The sequence below is a fragment of the Gordonia neofelifaecis NRRL B-59395 genome (assembly GCF_000192435.1).
Classification (GTDB): domain Bacteria; phylum Actinomycetota; class Actinomycetes; order Mycobacteriales; family Mycobacteriaceae; genus Gordonia; species Gordonia neofelifaecis.
Genome location: NZ_AEUD01000030.1, coordinates 1 through 18,012 on the forward strand (window position 1 = coordinate 1; position 18,012 = coordinate 18,012).

The window sequence follows — 18,012 nt, forward strand, 5'->3', positions numbered from 1 at the left end:
AACCGCCAGCCCGGACAGGTCGGCTTCACCCACCACGCCTGAACCATGACCGCGCAGAACACGGCCTCGCCGATCGAGGGCTCCCCGTATCCGGTGGTCGAGGGCATGAAGGAGTCCGGAGCCTGGAACGAGCTCTGGGACGGCGTCTACGACATGGACCCCGACTGGACCGAGCAGTACATGGCCGCCGCGATGGAGCCGTACCTCAGCGGAGTTCTCTCGCCCAAGGTGGTTCAGCTGCTGTGCATCGCGGTCGACGCGGCCGCGACGCACATGTACGCGCCGGGAACCCGCAGGCACATGCAGGCGGCGCTCGACATGGGCGTGACGCCCGAGGAGATCCTCGAGGTCCTCAAACTCACCACGCTCGTGGGAGTCCACTCCTGCAATGTCGGTGCACCGATCCTCATCGAGGAGATGGCCGCACGCGGGCTGCGACCGCAGTCCCGAGGCCCGCGAGAAGCGCACTGATCCACAGCGCGAACGCGACGATCGCCGCCGCCCACTCCGTCACCGTCGGAGTGGGCGGCGGTGTCGCGTCGACGATCCGGTACACCCGCAGGTGCTCACCGGCGAAGACCGGAGCCGTCGCCGCCAACCGAGCAGGCGGGTCCGATTCCTCCACGACCACCCAGCCGACGCCCAGACGGGCCAGCAGGCGGGGATCACCACCGTCGCGCAGCGCGGCGACCACGTCGGCGGTCCGGCCTGCGGGCGCGTCGACGGTCTCCCCGTCGACGGTCAGCTCACCGGAGACGATGACCGGGGCGTCCAGCATGCGTGGCAGCGGCGTCAGCGACGGACCGTCGGCGAAAGAGAGCCTGCGGACGTTCTCGGCAGGCCACAGGGCGACGGCGCCGGTCCTGCCGGAGGCGTCGTCGCCGATCAACGACGTGACCCTGGCGTAGTCGTCGGGGTAGGCGATCGGCCGGATCGACCCGCCGACGCCCCACGCGAGGTCGGGCAGGGGAGCGGCGATCAGGGCGACGACGGCCGCGGCCGCGAACCCGGCGGGGACCAGCGTTCGCAGCGCTTCGACGGCGGCGGCCGCGGCGATCGCGGCGAACGGGACGGCGAGGGCGAGGTACTTCTGGGTGTCTCGGAGGAGTCCGGCGCCCGGCACGTGGGCCAGCAGCAGATCCATCACCGCCAGTCCCGGCGGCGTGGCCGCCAGGACCACCAGAACGACCGCGGTCGCGGCGAGTCCGCCTAGCACGACCACCGTGCGATCGGTTCGCGCACGGCTCCGCATGAGCTGCCGGGTGCCGACGACGACCACCGCGAGCAACGCGAGCGTGGCGACCAGCGCCCACGGCGTCGTCCGGCTGGCGGGCACCGCGTCCGCGTTCCAGGTGCCGCCGAGCCCGAGCGCGGTGCCGAGCGAACCGAGCCACGGCTCCGCGCGCAGGGCGAAGGCCGCGGCGCCGCCCGACGACGACACCCCGGACGCCACCGCCGAGGCCACCAGCCACGGTGAGGCGGTGGCCAGCCACAGCAGACCGCTGAGTCCCAGATCGCGCCCGCCGACGCCTGCCGCGACCGCCGTCACCGCGGCGACCACCAGCACCAAGACCGATCCGGTCGGCGTGAGTCCGGCGGCGGCGAGGATCCCGGCGAGTACGGCCCAGCGACGCCACGACCGGTCGTGCGCCAGATCCTGTACTGCGCAGACCGCCCAGCCGAGGGCGGCGTACCCCGCGAGCAGACTCCAATGCCCCTGCAGCAGTCGTTCGGCCACCCACGGATTCCAGACACCGACCGTCGCGGCGGCGACCGCGCCGGCCGTTCCCGCACGCGGGACCGACCGGAGAGCGAGCCTGCCGAAACCGACTCCTGCGGCGAAGATCGCGAGCGCGGTCAGTCCGGCGACGAGCCATCCGCCGTCGATCAGCGACGACCCGACGGCCAGGGCGCCGTCCTGCGGGACGGCCCGGGGGGCGCTGCCGTCGATGCCGAAAGCCGCAGCGGTCAGCGGGAATCGGGGAGTGGCGACGGCGTCGCGGTAGAGCAGGTAGTCGCCGAACAGCGGGCCGCAGATCAGCGCGGTCAGCAGTCCGCTGATCGTATAGACGGCCGGCGGTGTGCCGAGCGGGTTCCGCGTGCCGGGGAGCGGCCGACGCGACGAGCCCGACTCCACGACCGGCCGATCAGAAGTGGTACGTGTCGGTCGGTGCGGGCATGTGGTCGTTGATGCCGTAGTCGCTCGGCACGATCTTGTACGCGCGGGCGAGCTCGAGGATCTTGGTGGCGCGCGCGATGCGCGGCAGGTCGGAGCCGTTGCGGATCTCGCCGCCGTCGGCCTCGAACTCCGTGAAGAACTCGCGGGCCCACTTGATCTCGTCCTGCGACGGCGAGAGGCCCTCGTTCACCGACGCGCACTGGTCCGGCGTGAGGCAGATCTTGCCGGTCATACCGAACTCGGCGCTCACCGCGGTCGCCTCCGACAGCTTGAGGGCACTCGATCCCACGGTCGGGCCGTCGATGGCCGACGGCAGATTGGCGGCCTTGGCGGCGATCGTGAAGCGGGAGCGCGCGTAGGCGAGGGTCGCGGGCTGTTCGCCGAAGCCGGTGTCGCGACGGAAGTCGCCGATGCCGAAGGCGAGCCGGAAAGTGCCCTTGGCCGAGGCGATCTCGGTGATGCGCTCGAGGCCGCGGGCGGTCTCGACGAGCGCCACGATCGGCACGCCGGGCATCCGCTGCGCCGTCTCGGTGACATGGTCCACCGACTCAACCATGGCCAGCATGATGCCGCCGATGGACGTGCCCGACAGCGCCGCGAGGTCGGCGGCCCACCACGGGGTGCCGAAGCCGTTGATCCGCACCCAGTCCGAGTTGCCCTCGGCCAGCCAGCGAACGACGTTTCCGCGCGCGCTGTCTTTGTCCTTCGGTGCGACCGCGTCTTCGATGTCGAGGATGACGATGTCCGCGCGCGACCGTGACGCGGCGTCGAAGCGGTCGTACTGCGCGCCGTTCACCAGGAGCCAGCTGCGGGCCAGTACCGGGTCGATGCGGGACCCGACGTCGGCGGGATCAGGCTCGTGGAATGGTTCGGTGTCGTACATCGACTCTTAGCGCTCGTCTCGATCAGCTACGGATACTGCCGATGCAGTCTATCGCGGAGCGGGCGGGCAGACTGGTCAGCATGGTCGACGCCGCCGCACACCGCCGGGGGTCCACCGTGCGCTCCGTGGGCTGGGTCACCGCGGGCTCGCTCCTGGCGAATGTGTTGGCGTACGCGGTCCAGGTGCCTGCGAGCCGAGTGCTCGGCCCGGACGGGTTCGGCGAGTTCTCCGTCCTCAATGCGGCGATGCTCGTCGCTTCGGTTCCGGCGCTGGCCCTTCAAGCGGTGGTCGCGCGGGAAGTGGTGCGCGGCACCGACCCCGGCCGACTGTGGCGGATGATCACGGTGGTCTTCGCCGTCGTCGCCGCAGTGTCGGCGGTCGCGGTCTTCGCGATGATGCGGATCGCGCACACCGATCTTCCGCCGACCGCGGCGGCGCTCGCCGGCGCGGCGCCGCTGGCGGTGATCGCGGGTGGGCAGGGATTCTTGCAGGGCGCGGGCAGATTCGGGCTGCTCGGCGGCGTGCTCGCCGGTGTCGGGGTGCTCCGATCGGTACCGGTGGTGGCCGTCGTCTACGCGGGTGCCGATGCGACGGGTGCACTGGCGGCGGGCACCGCGGGCACGGTCGTCGCGGCGGTCGCGGTGGCGCTCATCGCGGCCCGGCCGGTGTACCGCGTCGACGAGCCGGACGGCCCAGGTCCGACGCTGTCGGCGGGCGCCGCCGCGTCCGGCGGTCGGCGGGCGTGCGGCCGCGTCCGGCGTTCAGTTCGTGATGATCGTCGCCGTCTCGCTCGACCTGCTGCTCTCACGTTCGGTGCTGTCGTCGTCGGACGCGGGGGTGTACGCGCTCGGGGCGGTGGCGACCAAGGCGGCGTTCTGGCTGCCGCAGGCGATCGGGGTGGTCGTGTATCCACGGTTGGCCGATCCGTTGCGGTCCGCCGTCGCCTTACGCGGCGCGGTGCGGGTGCTCTCGCTGATCGGACTGGCCACGACCGTCGTCGCGGCGCTCGGCGGCGGTCTGGTCCCGGTGGTCATCTCCGACGACTACCGGCCGGTGGCCGGACTGATGTGGCTGTTCGCGTTGACCGGTGCGCTGCTCGCGATCCTGCAGCTGATGCTGCTGACCGCGATCGCCCGCGACCGTGCCCGGGGCGCGCTGCCCGCTCTGCTGGTCCTGGTCGTCGAAGCGGTCGTGATCCTGACCGCCGTCGATTCAGTCCCCGGACTCGTCGCGGTCGCGGCCGGGGCCGCCGCCTGTTCGGTCGCGGCGACGTGGGTCTGGCTGGCCGCGTCGTAGAGATCTCGCACAGCCACCACGGACTCGACCGGAAACCGGACATTCGGCGGAGAAGTCTCGCTATACGCGTTGGTAGTGCGAGCGGTACACCCACACGCCGCCGCCGATCAGGATCACCACGCCGAGCACTCCGAGGGCGATCGGCAGGGTCCGCGTCACCAGCGTGACGGGGCGCGCGCGGTCGCGGGCGGCGTCGGCGCCGTCGACGCGGCTCTGCCGGTCGCCGGTCAGCACGGTGCTGAGGTTCGTCAGGCGGAAGTCGGCCAGACCGCGGTCGGCGCCGGCCTCGGCCGCAGTGAACCGGTACTCCTCTTCGATCTCCGTCCGCTCGTCGACGACGACACCGGTCGCCGTGTCGACGAACAGGTCGTGGGTGGCGCGGTGATGCAGGGTCGCGGTCAGCGTCCGGCCGGGTGCGACGCCGGGGAAGGAACCGAACCAGGAGGCGGGCCGGGTGATGACGCCGCGCGGATCGGTGCCGCTCGCTCCCAGATCGGTGTCGGGGATCACCGCGTGCAGCCGTGCGACGGTCCGGCCGTCGATCTCGGTCTCGCCGATCCGCTGCAGCGGCACGCTCTGGCGGGTGGTCACGTCGAAGTAGTGGCCCGGATCGTCGAACCCGTACGGCCAGACGTAGGTCCGACCGCGGCGGTCGGGCACCGCGACGGCCGCGCGCTTGTCGTCGTATTGGATCTCCGACCGCCCGGTCGGCGACGCGGTCACCCGGTCGAGCGTCACCCGGTCGACCGTCGCCACCAGCGTCTGCTCCGCGCAGACCTTCTCGGCGTCCACCGACCTGCCGTCCACCTGATACGAGTCGGCACCGAGTGCGGTGCCGGCCTGCAGCGTCACCACGCCGGAGTCGGCCGGCCGGACGGCGACCGTCCGTCGTCGCTGCTGCACCCGCGCTTGGAGCACCTTGGCCGCAGGCGAGTCGATGGAGCAGCGATCGAGCACGGTGGTGTCGTCGGAGCCGTCGGCGATCCAGGTCCGGTCCACGCCGAGCGGGAGCTTCTTCAGTCCAGGGCCGATCATCGGGCCCATCGCGACGGCCGCGGCGAGCAGCAGCGCGCCCAGGAAGAACGCCGTCGGCGCGATCAGATCGCGGGTGGTCCAGCGCGGTCCGGTCGGGCGGTCGGGAGCGGCTGCATCGGCGTCGGACATGGAATCGACTGTATGTGGACCGGCCGGTCGCGGGCGCGCGGATACCCTGGACGCGGACATGACTGATTCGCGGCCGGGGCTGAACCGGCGTTTCTACCCGCAACTCGAGGGACTGCGCGCCGTCGCCTCGCTCGGCGTGTTGACCACCCATGTCGCGTTCCAGACCCGTGCGACGGCGTGGCCGGTGGTCGGCGAAGTGCTCGGCAGACTCGACCTCGCGGTCGCCCTCTTCTTCGCGCTCAGTGGGTTCCTGCTGTGGCGCCCGTACGCGTCGGCGGCACGGAACGACGACGCGCCGCGGCCCGCGGTGGCCCGCTACCTCCGGCACCGGTTCGTACGGATCTGGCCGGCGTATGCGCTGGTGGTCGTGGTGGTGTTCCTGCTGCTTCCGCAGGCGCGGCACGCGTCGCCGACAGTGTGGCTGGCGAATCTGACGCTGACGCAGGTCTTCGTGCCGCTGACCCTCGCGCCCGGACTCACCCAGATGTGGAGCCTGTCGGTGGAGGTCGCCTTCTACCTGCTCCTTCCGGTGATCGGATTCGCCCTGTACCGGGTGCGCCGGGCGAATGCGCGGTACCGCGTGCCGATCATCGTCGGTGTCGCGGTGCTGAGCCTCGGCTGGACCTGGGTGACCCGGATGCTGTCGCTGCCGGGCGGGGTCGAAGCGCGCAACTGGGTTCCCGGCTATCTGTCGTGGTTCGCAGTCGGGCTGGTGCTCGCGGAGGTCGTCGCGGCGGTAGGTGCGGGTGGGATGGATCCGCGGTCGCGGTCGGTGCGGCTCAGCGCGAACCGGCTGCTGATGCTCGCGGTGTTCGTCATCGCGTACGGGTTGGCCTGCACACCGATCGCCGGGCCGGTCGGGCTCGGCGACATGACGCATCTGACCTACGTGACCAAGATGGTGCTCGGTGCGATCGCCGCCTACGCCGTACTGGCGCCGCTGGTGCTGTCCGACGGGCCGTTCCGATTCCTCGACTCGCGGGTCATGAACGCGCTCGGGCGGTGGTCGTACGGGATCTTCATCTGGCATCTCGCGGTGCTCAGCGTCGTGTTCGGGCTGTTCGGGATCCCGATGTTCAGCGGCCACTTCGTCGAGGTCTGGCTCCTCACGGTGATCGTGACGGTCGCGGTGTCGGCCGCCAGCTACGCCTTCGTCGAAGAGCCGCTCCGGGCACGGCTCCTGCGGCGGGAGCAGATGAAGCGGGAGCAGACGGTCGTCGCCGATCCCGATGCTGCCGATCCGGACCCTGTCGGCGAGAACGCGTAGTCCGACGTTATCCGCGGTGTCCGGGACTACGCGTCGCCCGCCCGATCACGCGGAAACAGTGATGTCACCGTGGCGCTCACCGCGATCAGCGCGAACGCCTGGCCCCAGCCGCTGTATCCGGTGTACGGCGTCCCCGAATGCCACGGCCCGGAAGCGAGGACGACCGTCGCGGCGAGCATCGCGCCGAACGAGAACACCGGCCTGAGCCGTGCGGGCAGTCGCCAGGCGACGACACCCGCCGCCGCGGCGATCAGGGCGCCCGGCCAGCCGGTGAGCAGGAACGACGCGGTGAGCGCGGTGGCGGTTGCGGCGACCGTCAGTGCGCGCGTTGAGCGCCCCCGGAGTGGTCGAGCGGCCGGCGAACGCAGTGGGTCAGCGTGTTGAGTGCGGTCTGTCGGCGGGGTCTCGATGCGCGTCGTCGCTGCGCTCCGCCGCTTACTCGACCAGCTTGAGGCCAGGCGACCTGGGAAGCCTGTCGGCTTGCCGCGCCGCGGCCAGAACGCGACGGCGAACAGTACGACAACCAGCGCGAGACCGACCCCGATCGCCCAGCGATACGGGGTGTCGAGGTCGAAGGTGAGGGCGACGGTGCCCGCCGTGCCCGCGGGCACGATCCAGCCCTGCTGCCAACCGTTCACGACGATCGGCGCGAGTTCCCGCCCGTCGACGCGCGCATGCCATCCGGGATTGGTGCTCTCCGGGACGAAAAGCACGCGGTCGACGCCGCCGGCATCGACGTGCACCAGCCGATCGGTCTGATCCCACCTATCGACCGTCGGGCGGGTGACCGCGGCGGCGGTCGTGGCCGGTGCGTCGACGGGGCGCAGGGTGACGGCGTCGACGGTGAACGCCTGACCGGGATTCACCGAGACCTCCTGCTCGCCCGCTGCCAGATGCAGCGGCGGTCCCGGACACGTCGTCGCCGGAATCGGCTCGCCGCGCCGCAGCGCTCCGGCGGTGGTCTGGACCTGCAGCCGGATCACTTGGCCCGACGCGGTGACGCCGAGGCCGTAGGGTCCGGAGGCGTCGGTGTCGCAGCGGATCTCGATCGGGCGCTGATCATCGGGCGCGGGGTTCGCTCCGCCCGGCAGCACCTGGACCTCGCTGATTCCGACCGGGGCGTCCTTCGCGAAGCCGAGGTCGTCGACGTCGATGAGGTCGCTCGACTTCTCGATCGTCAGCACGACCGTGTCGGCGCGCCGGGCGGGTACCGAGATCAGCCCGTCGCGGCCGACGTCGGCCCTGGTCCGTCCGACGGTCCGCCCGCCCTCGCGCAGCTCGACCGTCACTCGGGTCGGTCGTGCCGGATAGTCCTGCGGTGCAACGAGTCTCAACCCCGAGACTTCGCGCACCGCGGGCAGTCGCACCGTGAGTGAAGGCCGGTCCTTCTTGCCGGTCGACGCGCCGGGGTCGGGGGCGGTCCACGTGGTGTTCGGATCGCCGTCGACGGCGGCCGCGGCGTTGCCGAGCGGATCGCTCACCGCCGACGAACCGTCCGCGGTGATCGTGCCGGTCCGGGCCAGCAGGTCCGACAGCTCGCCGCTCGCCCGGGGCCGGAGCGTCACCCGGACGCCGACGTCGGCTGCGGTGGGCACCGACAGGGTGCGGCCGAAGACGCCGGGGGTCTCCGAGTTCAGTCCCAGCGCCGCCGAACACCGCACCCGGCCGTCGCCCGCGGTGACGCAATCGGAGGCGGGGCCGAGTTCCGGGCCGAGGACCCAGCCGCTGACCGTGTCGGCGGCGTCGAGCGTCGGCAGTACGGTGCGTTGCCGAATCGCCAGCGGCACATCGGTGTTCGCGTCCGCGAACGACAGCTCGCTGATCGCGAACTGATTGCCGGCGGTGCCGTTCGCGGTGTCGATCGCACGGATCTGGACGTTCGACGTCGGCCCGGACGGTGCCAGGATGCGCGTGGGGACACCGGGTTTCACCCCGGTGGCGACGGTGCTCCCCGCGTCGGTGGACAGCAGGATGGTCGAGACGTCCGGTCCCAGGGCATTGGCCGTGGTGACGGTGACCGCCAGGTCGCTGCGTGGCTGCGTGAAGCCGACCGCCAGCCAGCGGCCGACCGCCGATTCCAGACCGCGGCTGACCCACGCGATGTCGGGGTCCCCGTCGAAGGCGGCGGCGGTCGAGTTCGCGGGTGAGGTGCGTCCGGGCTGCGTCGCGTCCGACGCCGAGCCGGAACTCGTCACCCGGACCTGCCCCGGCTGGTTGTCCAGCAGCCACTGCGCTTCGACGAGCGGCTGCCCGTCGACGGGATAGTCCGGCGCGGCATTCTTGGTGAGCCGCGGGTCGTCGGGGGCGCGGATCGCCGACGAATGATCGTCGACCCGGCCGAAGTCGGTCTCACGGTCTACCGGGGTGTCGGTGACGATCTCGGGCCGATCCGGGAGCCCGGCACGGCGCGCGTCGGCGGTCAGCAGGGCGGGACCGAGCGGGTCGAGTCCCGCTCGTCGTCGTGAGTCCTCCACCGAGAGAAGGGCTTCCGGGCCGCCGCTGACCCGGCTCATCGCGTCGACGTCGACAAGGCCGGGCTGCCCTGCGACGGCGCCGGGCGTGACCCGGTAGATCGTGACCGCGGGCATCGGGGGCCGCAGTCCGTCGTCGACCACCACGCCGTCGAGCGTCGGCGGAGCCACCTCGGGGCCGAACCGCGCGGCCTCCGACAGTCCGGGGGAGTTCCGGATGGCCTGCGCGACCACCAGCGGTCGTGCCGAGCGGGAGGTCGCCGGATCGAGGTCGGCGCGCAGCACCAGATAGCCGATGCCCTGTTCGGCGAGCGCGTTCGCGAGCCCGGGAGACCCGCGGCCCGAGCTCAGAGTCCGCTGCACCGAGTCCATGACGCGGATGGCGCCGGGCGGGGTCAGCGGGATCGCGTCGCGCACCGCCCACGGCGACTGTGCCAGCGCCTGCAGCGGCTCGTCACGCGTGAGCCCCCAGACCTGGTCGGCGAACGGGGCACCCGGGACGACGAGGGCGCGCGACGGCGTCGCGGAATCGCGCTGGGCGGCGTCGAGCCAGTCGGCCGTCTGCTGCCAGTAGTCGGGGATCGCCCGGTAGCTCTTGGCGGGGGCCAGGCCGCCGGTCCACAGCAGGGAACCGGTGCCGAACGCCGCGATGACGACGACCATCGCGGCGGCGAAGCCGCGTTCCGTGCCCCGATTCCGAGCGGGCAGTCGTACCCGAGCGAGCAGATGAGCGATGCCGAGGGCCAGCGGAAGTCGGATCAGCGGATCGAACTTGTGCACGTTCCGCAATGCGGCGCCGGAACCGTCGAGGAACGCGATGACGCCGTCGCGGATCGGCGAACCCAGCGCCCCCGGGTAGCCGAGGCACAGGGCCAGGAGCCCGACGACGAGGATCGTCACCAGCCGCCGCCGATGGGGGAGGGCCCGCATGGTGAGACCGGCGAGGCCGGCCGCGGCCAGTACGCCCGTCGCGATCACGGCGGCCGGTTCGGAGACGAGCACCGCCCCGACCGCCCGTTCCGGCGAGACGAACGGAGTCCACGAGTCGGTGCCCCGCAACACCTCCGTGAGCGAGGTCCATTCGGTCGTGACCCCGGCAGATTCGATGAAGTCGAGGAACGGCGGCGACACCCGAGACAGGATGAGCAGCGGGACGATCCACCAGATGCAGGCCAGCACCAGTCCAGCGCCCCACCATCCGCCGAAGACGAGCCCGCGTCGCCTGCGGTCCCCGTCGCGACCGACGGTGGCGAGGGCCCACCAGATCACCGACACCGCGACCGCGGCGGCCGTCGCGACGGCGTTGACCGCGCCCATCAGGGCCACCGCGCACGCCGACCGGGCGGCGTGACGCCAGAGCGGGAGGGCGTCGTCGGGGCGGTCGAGCGCCCGCACGACGGGGAGCAGCACCCAGGGCGCCAGCATCATCGGCAGGGTCTCGGACGAGATGGTCCCCAGCGTCGTCATCACCCGTGGGGCGAGGACGAAGGCCCACGCGGCGATGAGCCGGGAGCCGAACGAGCCGACCCGGAGCGCCTCCGCGAGGCGGACCACACCGATGAACCCGACGGTCAGGAGCAGTGCCCACCAGAACCGCTGGGTGATCCACGGCGGCACATGCAGCACCTCGCCGACGGCGAAGAACAGTCCGTGCGGGAAGAAGTAGCCGTAGGCCTGATTCTGGATCTGACCCATCGGAGCGTCGGGAGACCACAGATGCGCGGCGCGGGCCAGGAAGCCGATCGGATCGGCGGTGAGATCGAGCTTGGTGTCGGGCGAGATCCGTCCCGGACGTTGGAGCAGACAGATCACCAGGCTGACGAGGGCGACGACCGCCGTCTCTCGCCGGCTCAGCAGACGATCCGAGCCCTCGGCGACGTGACGAGCCACCGGGCGCGTCAGTTGTTGTTGTCTCCGCCGCCGCGGGACCCGTAGTCGACCGATCCCTGAACGAAACCGTTGTCGGCGTTGAAGCTGTTCACGTCCGTCGACGGCTTGGTCTCGGAAGCGAGCTGCCCGCCGAGGAAGACGGCGCCGATGCCGACGATGATGCCGGCGACCCCGGCGACGGCACCATAGATCAGGCGTTCACGCAGCATGGGCTCCAAGGTACCAGCTGATCCGGACTGAACTCCGGTTCCGCGACGCCGCGAGGACGAGGGTCACATCGCCGGGCATGCGACACTGGGGCGATGAGCCCGCTGTCGCATCGTCGCAACCGTCGCGCTGTCGGACCCGGTCGGGCCGCGCTCACCCTCATCCTCGCCGCCGGTCTGTTCGCGTCGACGGCCTGCTCGGACTCGCCGTCGGAGAACGCTGCAGCTTCGACGTCGAGCAAGGTCGCCACCACGACCTCCGCGTCATCCGCGAGTCGCACGACCGCTGCGCCGCAGGCCTGCGGCGCCGCTGAGCTGTCCGCGATGAAGCTGCGCGCCAAACTGGCGCAGTTGCTCGTCGTCGGCGTGCAGAACGCCTCCGACGCCGAGCAGGTGGTCGAGCGCGAGCACATCGGCGGCGTCTTCGTCGGCAGCTGGACCGACCTGACGATGCTCAGCGACGGTTCGGCGGCCAAGCTGGCCAAGAGCCAGAAGATCCCGCTGATGGTGACGGTGGATCAGGAGGGCGGCCGGGTGAGCAGGCTCTCCTCGCTCGGCATCGACATGCCGTCGGCGCGCGTCCTCGCACAGACGAAGACGCCCGCGCAGGTACGACAGCTCGCCAAGCAGGCCGGACAGCAGATGGCCAAGCTCGGCATCACCGTCGACTTCGCGCCGTCGGCCGACGTCAGCGACGAGCCGGACGACGAGGTGATCGGTGATCGGTCGTTCTCGAACGACCCGAAAGTCGTCACCGAGTACGCGGGTGCGTACGCAGCCGGGCTCGAGGATGCCGGGATCATGCCGGTCTACAAGCACTTCCCGGGACACGGCCACGCCTCCGGTGACTCGCACACCGGTGCCGTGACGACGCCTCCGCTGGCCGAGATGCAGAACTCGGATCTGGTTCCGTACCGGACGCTGCTTCAGCGTCCGGGCAACGCGGGTGTGATGGTCGGCCATCTGATCGTGCCGGGGCTCACCGGTCCCCAGACACCCGCGAGCATCAGCCCGGCGGCGATCGGCATGCTCCGCACGGGCAAGAAGTACGACGGACCGGCGTTCAACGGCGTCGTCTTCTCCGACGACCTGTCGGGAATGAAGGCGATCACCGACAAGTACACGATCGAGCAGGCGGTCCTGAAGGCGATCACCGCGGGATCGGACATCGGACTTTGGCTGAGCACCGACCACGTCACGTCCGTGCTGAACTCGCTCGAGAAGGCGGTCGCGGACGGGAAGCTGTCGGAGCGTCGCATCGACCGGTCGGTGGTTCGGATCTTGAAGGCCAAGGGCGTGCTCGACTGCGCCTGACGATTACTTACCCGGTGGTAAGTTGAAGGGCATGGCTAGCGGAACCAAGCGGCTGCCGCGCGCAGTCCGAGAGCAGCAGATGCTCGATGCGGCGATCTCGGCATTCGCTGCGAACGGATTCGCTGACACGTCGATGGATGCGATCGCGGCGGAGGCGAAGATCTCCAAGCCGATGCTGTACCTCTATTACGGGTCCAAGGACGAGTTGTTCAGCGCGTGCATCGCCCGGGAGTCCGGCCGGTTCCTCGAGGCCATGTCGGCGGGATTCGATCCGGCGATGCGGCAGAAGGACCAGGCGCGCACGCTGGTCCGCGAGTTCCTCCGGTTCGTCTACCAGAACCAGGACTCGTGGCGGGTCCTCTATCGAGTCGCGGTCGGGACGACGTCGTTCGCGCACATCGTGACCGAGAGCCGCGCCGGCATCACGACGATGATCACCGACCTGATCCGCCGTGGAACCACCACGGAGGGCGCGGGCGACGTCGACTTCGAACTCACCGCTGTCGCTCTGGTCGGCGCCGGCGAGGCCGTCGCCGACCGGATCTCCGAGGGCGACATCGACCTGGAGACGGCCACCGACCTCCTCCTCGGCATCACCTGGCGCGGACTCCGCGGCGTCGGCGTCTCCGAGGAGGCGGTCGGCGACGAGACGTAGTTGCTGCCTGGTGTTCTGCGGCGTTCAGCAGTGCGTGATGTACGACTGCGAATTCTGATCCGGCCGTCACATCTGGTCGGCGATGCTCCTCCGGCGGTTCTTGGTTGCCAGGACAGTGCCTGCGATGAGCGCCGCGCCAGTGGAGGCGACCAGGACCGCGACTTTGGCGTGGGCGAGGGATACGGGAACTCCTTCGAAGCTCAACTCGGCTACTAGCAGAGACACGGTGAATCCGATGCCGGCCAGGAGTCCGATGGCGGCGAGGTCGCTCCATCGCACGGCCGGGTCGAGTCGGCTGTGGGTGAAGGTGACGGCCAGCCAGGTAGCTGCAAGTACCCCGATGGGTTTGCCGAGGAGCAGGCCGGCGATGACACCGAGGGCGATCGGATCGGTGAACGTGGCGGAGAGTCCGGAGACGCCGCCGATGGTGACTCCCGCTGCCATGAACGCGAATATCGGTACGGCGACGCCTGTGGAGAGGGGCCGGAAGCGGTGCTCGAACTGTTCTGCGAGGCCGGCTCCTGTGCCACCGCGGACGGGCACGGCGAATCCGAGGATGACGCCGGCGATGGTGGCATGGATGCCGGAGGCGTGCACGAAGGCCCAGAACACGATGCCCAGCGGTAGGAGGGTGACCCAGGCAGCCCAGGTGTGCTGGGAGAGCCACCCAGAGCCGCGATGTGCGAGGAAGAGGAACATTCCCAGCGGTATCGAGCTGATCAGCAGGGGAGTCGGCTGTATCTGTTCCGTGTAGACGGTCGCGATGATGATGATCGCGATGAGATCGTCGACGACGGCGAGCGTCAGCAGGAACAGCCGAAGGGCCGTCGGCAGGCGTGATCCGACGACGGCCAGGACGGCTACGGCGAATGCGATGTCGGTAGCAGTTGGGATCGCCCATCCGTCTGCGGCGTCGCCACCGCTCACGGCGAGGTAGATTCCGGCCGGCACCGCTACGCCGCCGACCGCGGCGAACACCGGGACCATCGCGGTGCGAGCCGAGCGGAGTTGGCCGGTGATGAGTTCGCGTTTGAGTTCGAGTCCCACGAGGAAGAAGAAGATCGCCAGCAGGCCGTCGGCGGCCCATTGCCCGATCGTCAGATCCAGGTGCCACGGCGCGTAACCGATTCGAGTGTCACGCAGTGCCTGATACTCGTCAGCGAGTGGGCTGTTGGCGACAACCAGTGCGGTCACTGCGGCGGTGACGAGCAGGAAGCCGCCGATCGTCTCGCGGCGGAGGATCTCGAGCACTCGCCGGGTCTCGGCAACGGGGCCGCGAGCGAATGCGCGTCGGTGTAGTGGACGATCAGTGCGGGGCACAGGACTCCTATGGACGACAATATTGTCGCCGACCAGACTTCCCGGCACACCAGGCGACGACTATACGCGACTGTCATTTGGTGTTCATCGTGGCAGATGCTCGCGCGCCAAAGCCGGGGATGCCGATCGCGGCCGGGCATGGGCGATGGTTCCGTGCTAGGCCCACATGCCGTCGGTCCGAGATACGGCGGGTTCATCGCCGGCTTCGGAGAAGGCGGTGAGCGCGCGGACGAGGTCTTGGCGTTGCCGCCGACTGAGGTGGCTGATGACCTGTTCGATCTCGTCGCGGCGGCGGTCGGTGACGTCGCGGACCGTGGCCGCTCCGCGCTCGGTCAACACGACGATGAGCTCGCGCCTGGTCTGTGCGCTCGGCGCTCGCTCAACGAGTTCGGCATGGGCGAGCCGGTCGATCATTCGGGATGCGGTCGATGGCTGGACGCTGAGTTTGTGCGCGAGTGAGGCGAGGTTCATCGGTCCGCTGTTCGACAAGAGCACCAATACACGAAACTGCGCGATCGTGATCGAATCATCCACCTGAGCGATCGATTTCGCTGACAGGGACACCAACAGACGCGAGGCGGTCAGCACGGCGTCGGCGACGTCGTCGCCACCGATCGGCCCATCGTCCGCGGGGCGTTCTGCTGCCGTCACACCTGGAATCTACCCCACGCATCGATTAGTCAGTGCAACTGTTGCATACTGCAATTGTGTCTGCGTCTACTCCTGATCCGAAGGGTGCGATTGTGCCGCGCCGGGTGCCGGTCCTGACCTGGCTACGGGAGTCGTCGACTGGGGTTGTTCCGATGGCTGTCGCGGTGGGCGTCGTTGTCGGCGTAGCGGCAGTCGGCTTCCGGTGGCTCATCGTCTGTGTGACGACTCTCTTCACCGGGTATGCCGACTTTTCTGCACAGGGGAGGGTCGGGCATGCCGGTATGCCGGCCCTGGGCTTCTGGTTCATCGTGTTCATCCCGGCGATCGCCGGGATGATCTACGGTCCCCTTGTGGCGTGGCTGGCGCCGGAGGCGCGTGGTCACGGGGTGCCGGAAGTGATGTTCGCGGTAGCCGAGCGCGGCGGTCACATCCCGGCTCGGATTCCGGTCGTGAAGTCGCTCGCCTCAGCGCTGTGCATCGGCGGAGGAGGGTCGGTCGGACGCGAAGGGCCGATTGTTCAGATCGGCGCGGCACTCGGGTCAGCAGTGGCCCAGGCGCTGCGTCTGAACACTTCTCGTATGCGGTTGCTCGTCGCGTGTGGCGCCTCCGCGGGGATCTCGGCGACGTTCAATGCCCCGTTGGCCGGACCGTTCTTCGCGATGGAGCTGATCCTGCGGGACTTCGCCGCCGAGTCGTTCGGTGCAGTGGTGCTAGCCAGCGTGACCGCCAGTGTCGTCGGCCGCTCCGTTCTGGGTGACAATCCGTTTCTGACGCTGCCGTCATTCACACCCCACAGCGGTGTCGAGTACCTATTGTTCGCAGGGGCGGGAGCGCTGCTGGGAGTGGTGGGAGTCACCTTTTCCAAACTGCTCTATCTTGTCGAGGACGTCTGCGATTGGGTCTGGCGCGGACCGGAGTGGCTTCGGCCGGCGGTGGGTGGTTTGTTGCTCGGCGGCGTCTTGTGGCTGTTGCCGCAGCTCTACGGGGTCGGGTATCCGGTGCTGGAGAAGGCAATGAACGGTGACTACGCCTTGGGGCTGTTGATCGCACTGATGGTGGGGAAGATGGTGGCGACAAGCCTGACCATCGGGATCGGCGGTTCCGGCGGTGTGTTCGCGCCGACCCTGTTCATCGGAGCCGTCGGTGGCACGGCCCTCGGCACCATGATTCACGCGATGCTGCCGACGATGGCCGGCTCACCAGGAGCCTATGGTCTGATCGGTATGGCTGCGGCACTGGCGGGAGCGACCAAGGCGCCGATCACTGCGGTAGTCATTCTGTTCGAACTGACCGGCGAATACTCGATCATCCTGCCGCTCATGGTTGCGGTGGCGATAGCCGCCGGCGTGGGCCAACTACTGTCGAAAGACTCGATCTACACGCGCAAATTGACCCGCCGCGGCGTCGACCTCGCCGGAGTCTCGCGCGAATGGGCCCCGTCAGCGCAGGTGGCGACGATCTCGAGCCCGCCGCCCCCGGCGCTACCGGAGACCGCGTCGTTGACCGCAGCGGCCGAGGCGCTCCAACGTACGGTCGTCGGTGCAGTGCCGGTCGTGAATGGCTCCGGAGTGTATCGCGGCATTCTCAGTGCACAGGTGGTCGCGGATGCACTCACTCGTGAACACCACACAGGAACCGTCCTCGATCTGGTCAGAATTCCGCCCACACTTACCGCCGACACCAGGCTCAGTCAGGCTATGGCCGTGCTCGACGCTGCTCCCGCCGCGGGTGTTCCGGTGGTCTCGGCCGACGGAACCCGATTAGTCGGATGGCTCACCCATAAGGACGTCCTCAATGCGTCACCGCCCAAGGCGCACACATGACCGACGTAGCGACTCCACCGACGTGGCCGCACGTGCTGACCAGCTGGACCGCGACACCAGTTGCGTCGGCGCTGATCGGGGCGCTGACCGCCGCCTACCTCATCGGCGTCTACAGCCGACGACGGTCCGGAAGTCCATGGCCTGCCGGGTGTCTCGTGTGGTGGTTCGCCGCGATCGTCACATCAGTCGTCGCGCTCAACAGCCCGCTCGCCGCCTATGCGGAGAACTTGTTCTGGGCTCACATGATCGTGCACCTGCTTTTGATCACGGTCATTCCGGCGCTGCTGGTCGCCGCGCAGCCGATCCGCCTGTTGCACTCGATCTCGCCCAGAACGCAGACAGCAGTGGCCTCAACGGTTTCCCGGCGACCATTTCAGCTGGCCACGAGTCCGGCGGCCACAGTCCCGCTGTATGCAGCCGTCCTGGTGACCACGCACCTGACCGGATTCCAGCAGGAGATGGCCCAGCACATGTGGATCCATCACGTGGAGACCGCCGTGTACGTCGCCTCCGGATATGTACTGCTCCTTCCGCTGCTCGGCAACGAGTACGTCGGCCGCCACCTGCCGTTCGCGCTGCGCGCCGTGACGATCATCACGTGCATGGTTCCCGACGCGATCGTCGGGGTGACGCTCATGATGTCACCCCACATCATCGCGCCCGCCTACAGTCAATCGCGTGCCGATTGGGGCCCCACCGCGCTGACCGACCAGACGGCCGCCGGAGCGATCATGTGGGTAGCGGGCGATGGGCTGATGATGATTCTGATTCTGCTTATCGCCCGAGACTGGGTGACCACCGAAGAATCCAGCTTCGGCTACTGGCTCGACGGCATTCGCGCTCGCGCGTGAAGCGCCCTGGGTTTCGTTCCGTGGTTACACGGTCGCGGGCGC

General features: G+C 69.6%; 15 protein-coding genes. 7 read left to right on the forward strand and 8 right to left on the reverse strand.

Features of this window, described 5'->3' with window-relative positions; genetic code table 11:
• The first annotated feature begins 45 nt into the window (after positions 1-45).
• Positions 46-471, forward strand: a complete 426-nt coding sequence (locus SCNU_RS19525) for a carboxymuconolactone decarboxylase family protein (RefSeq protein WP_009681149.1) — start codon at positions 46-48, stop codon at positions 469-471.
• Here the strand turns inward: SCNU_RS19525 and SCNU_RS19530 are convergent.
• From SCNU_RS19530 to SCNU_RS21015, 3 genes are all read right to left on the reverse strand, one after another.
• On the reverse strand, positions 407-2,137 hold the full coding sequence (locus SCNU_RS19530; protein ID WP_009681150.1) for an MmpA family trehalose lipid delivery protein: 1,731 nt from the start codon (positions 2,135-2,137) through the stop codon (positions 407-409). The genes SCNU_RS19525 and SCNU_RS19530 overlap by 65 nt on opposite strands.
• A gap of 10 nt (positions 2,138-2,147) precedes the next feature.
• Positions 2,148-3,062, reverse strand: coding sequence for an HpcH/HpaI aldolase/citrate lyase family protein (locus tag SCNU_RS19535; RefSeq protein WP_009681151.1), 915 nt, complete (start codon positions 3,060-3,062; stop codon positions 2,148-2,150).
• Positions 3,063-3,339: 277 nt separating this feature from the next.
• Positions 3,340-3,474, reverse strand: a complete 135-nt coding sequence (locus tag SCNU_RS21015) for a hypothetical protein (RefSeq protein WP_009681153.1) — start codon at positions 3,472-3,474, stop codon at positions 3,340-3,342.
• Positions 3,475-3,647: 173 nt separating this feature from the next.
• Between SCNU_RS21015 and SCNU_RS20960 the strand changes: the two genes are divergently transcribed.
• A complete protein-coding gene (locus SCNU_RS20960) occupies positions 3,648-4,358 on the forward strand; it encodes a hypothetical protein (protein WP_238526503.1) in 711 nt (236 codons plus the stop codon).
• Positions 4,359-4,418: 60 nt separating this feature from the next.
• Here SCNU_RS20960 and pgfA read toward each other — a convergent pair whose 3' ends face one another.
• Positions 4,419-5,522 carry a cell envelope lipid trafficking protein PgfA gene (gene pgfA, locus SCNU_RS19545; RefSeq protein ID WP_009681155.1) on the reverse strand — a complete coding sequence of 368 codons (1,104 nt, stop codon included), beginning with the start codon at positions 5,520-5,522 and terminating at the stop codon, positions 4,419-4,421.
• A 58-nt stretch (positions 5,523-5,580) separates the two neighbouring features.
• Here pgfA and SCNU_RS19550 point away from each other — a divergent pair, with 58 nt between their 5' ends.
• Positions 5,581-6,789, forward strand: a complete 1,209-nt coding sequence (locus tag SCNU_RS19550) for an acyltransferase family protein (RefSeq protein ID WP_009681156.1) — start codon at positions 5,581-5,583, stop codon at positions 6,787-6,789.
• A gap of 26 nt (positions 6,790-6,815) precedes the next feature.
• Here the strand turns inward: SCNU_RS19550 and SCNU_RS19555 are convergent, their stop codons facing one another.
• Entirely contained in the window at positions 6,816-11,150 is a 4,335-nt protein-coding gene (locus SCNU_RS19555; protein WP_009681157.1) for an alpha-(1->3)-arabinofuranosyltransferase, read from the reverse strand.
• Positions 11,151-11,158: 8 nt separating this feature from the next.
• The gene (locus tag SCNU_RS19560; protein ID WP_009681158.1) at positions 11,159-11,359 is read right to left on the reverse strand and encodes a DUF2613 domain-containing protein; all 201 of its coding nucleotides are present in this window, start codon (positions 11,357-11,359) and stop codon (positions 11,159-11,161) included.
• A 93-nt stretch (positions 11,360-11,452) separates the two neighbouring features.
• Here SCNU_RS19560 and SCNU_RS19565 point away from each other — a divergent pair, with 93 nt between their 5' ends.
• The gene (locus SCNU_RS19565; RefSeq protein WP_009681159.1) at positions 11,453-12,670 is read left to right on the forward strand and encodes a glycoside hydrolase family 3 N-terminal domain-containing protein; all 1,218 of its coding nucleotides are present in this window, start codon (positions 11,453-11,455) and stop codon (positions 12,668-12,670) included.
• Positions 12,671-12,701: 31 nt separating this feature from the next.
• Positions 12,702-13,325, forward strand: a complete 624-nt coding sequence (locus tag SCNU_RS19570; protein ID WP_009681160.1) for a TetR/AcrR family transcriptional regulator — start codon at positions 12,702-12,704, stop codon at positions 13,323-13,325.
• 66 nt (positions 13,326-13,391) lie between these two features.
• Here SCNU_RS19570 and nhaA read toward each other — a convergent pair whose 3' ends face one another.
• Both nhaA and SCNU_RS19580 read right to left on the reverse strand, forming a co-directional pair.
• On the reverse strand, positions 13,392-14,576 hold the full coding sequence (gene nhaA / locus SCNU_RS19575) for a Na+/H+ antiporter NhaA (protein ID WP_009681161.1): 1,185 nt from the start codon (positions 14,574-14,576) through the stop codon (positions 13,392-13,394).
• A 225-nt stretch (positions 14,577-14,801) separates the two neighbouring features.
• Positions 14,802-15,296 carry a MarR family winged helix-turn-helix transcriptional regulator gene (locus SCNU_RS19580; RefSeq protein WP_009681162.1) on the reverse strand — a complete coding sequence of 165 codons (495 nt, stop codon included), beginning with the start codon at positions 15,294-15,296 and terminating at the stop codon, positions 14,802-14,804.
• 152 nt (positions 15,297-15,448) lie between these two features.
• Between SCNU_RS19580 and SCNU_RS19585 the strand changes: the two genes are divergently transcribed.
• A complete protein-coding gene (locus SCNU_RS19585) occupies positions 15,449-17,119 on the forward strand; it encodes a chloride channel protein (RefSeq protein ID WP_083812642.1) in 1,671 nt (556 codons plus the stop codon).
• The gene (locus tag SCNU_RS19590) at positions 17,116-17,970 is read left to right on the forward strand and encodes a cytochrome c oxidase assembly protein (protein ID WP_139026171.1); all 855 of its coding nucleotides are present in this window, start codon (positions 17,116-17,118) and stop codon (positions 17,968-17,970) included. Before SCNU_RS19585 ends, SCNU_RS19590 begins: the two co-directional genes overlap by 4 nt.
• Positions 17,971-18,012: the final 42 nt, after the last annotated feature.

Bases quoted from the DNA above. Each gene is read 5' to 3' on its own strand.
- pgfA (WP_009681155.1), bottom strand. From the start codon at position 5,522: ATGTCCGACGCCGATGCAGCCGCTCCCGACCGCCCGACCGGACCGCGC.
- SCNU_RS20960 (WP_238526503.1), top strand. From the start codon at position 3,648: ATGCGACGGGTGCACTGGCGGCGGGCACCGCGGGCACGGTCGTCGCGG.
- SCNU_RS19560 (WP_009681158.1), bottom strand. From the start codon at position 11,359: ATGCTGCGTGAACGCCTGATCTATGGTGCCGTCGCCGGGGTCGCCGGC.
- SCNU_RS19550 (WP_009681156.1), top strand. From the start codon at position 5,581: ATGACTGATTCGCGGCCGGGGCTGAACCGGCGTTTCTACCCGCAACTC.
- SCNU_RS19525 (WP_009681149.1), top strand. From the start codon at position 46: ATGACCGCGCAGAACACGGCCTCGCCGATCGAGGGCTCCCCGTATCCG.
- SCNU_RS19585 (WP_083812642.1), top strand. From the start codon at position 15,449: ATGGCTGTCGCGGTGGGCGTCGTTGTCGGCGTAGCGGCAGTCGGCTTC.
- SCNU_RS19535 (WP_009681151.1), bottom strand. From the start codon at position 3,062: ATGTACGACACCGAACCATTCCACGAGCCTGATCCCGCCGACGTCGGG.
- SCNU_RS19570 (WP_009681160.1), top strand. From the start codon at position 12,702: ATGGCTAGCGGAACCAAGCGGCTGCCGCGCGCAGTCCGAGAGCAGCAG.
- SCNU_RS19590 (WP_139026171.1), top strand. From the start codon at position 17,116: ATGACCGACGTAGCGACTCCACCGACGTGGCCGCACGTGCTGACCAGC.
- SCNU_RS19565 (WP_009681159.1), top strand. From the start codon at position 11,453: ATGAGCCCGCTGTCGCATCGTCGCAACCGTCGCGCTGTCGGACCCGGT.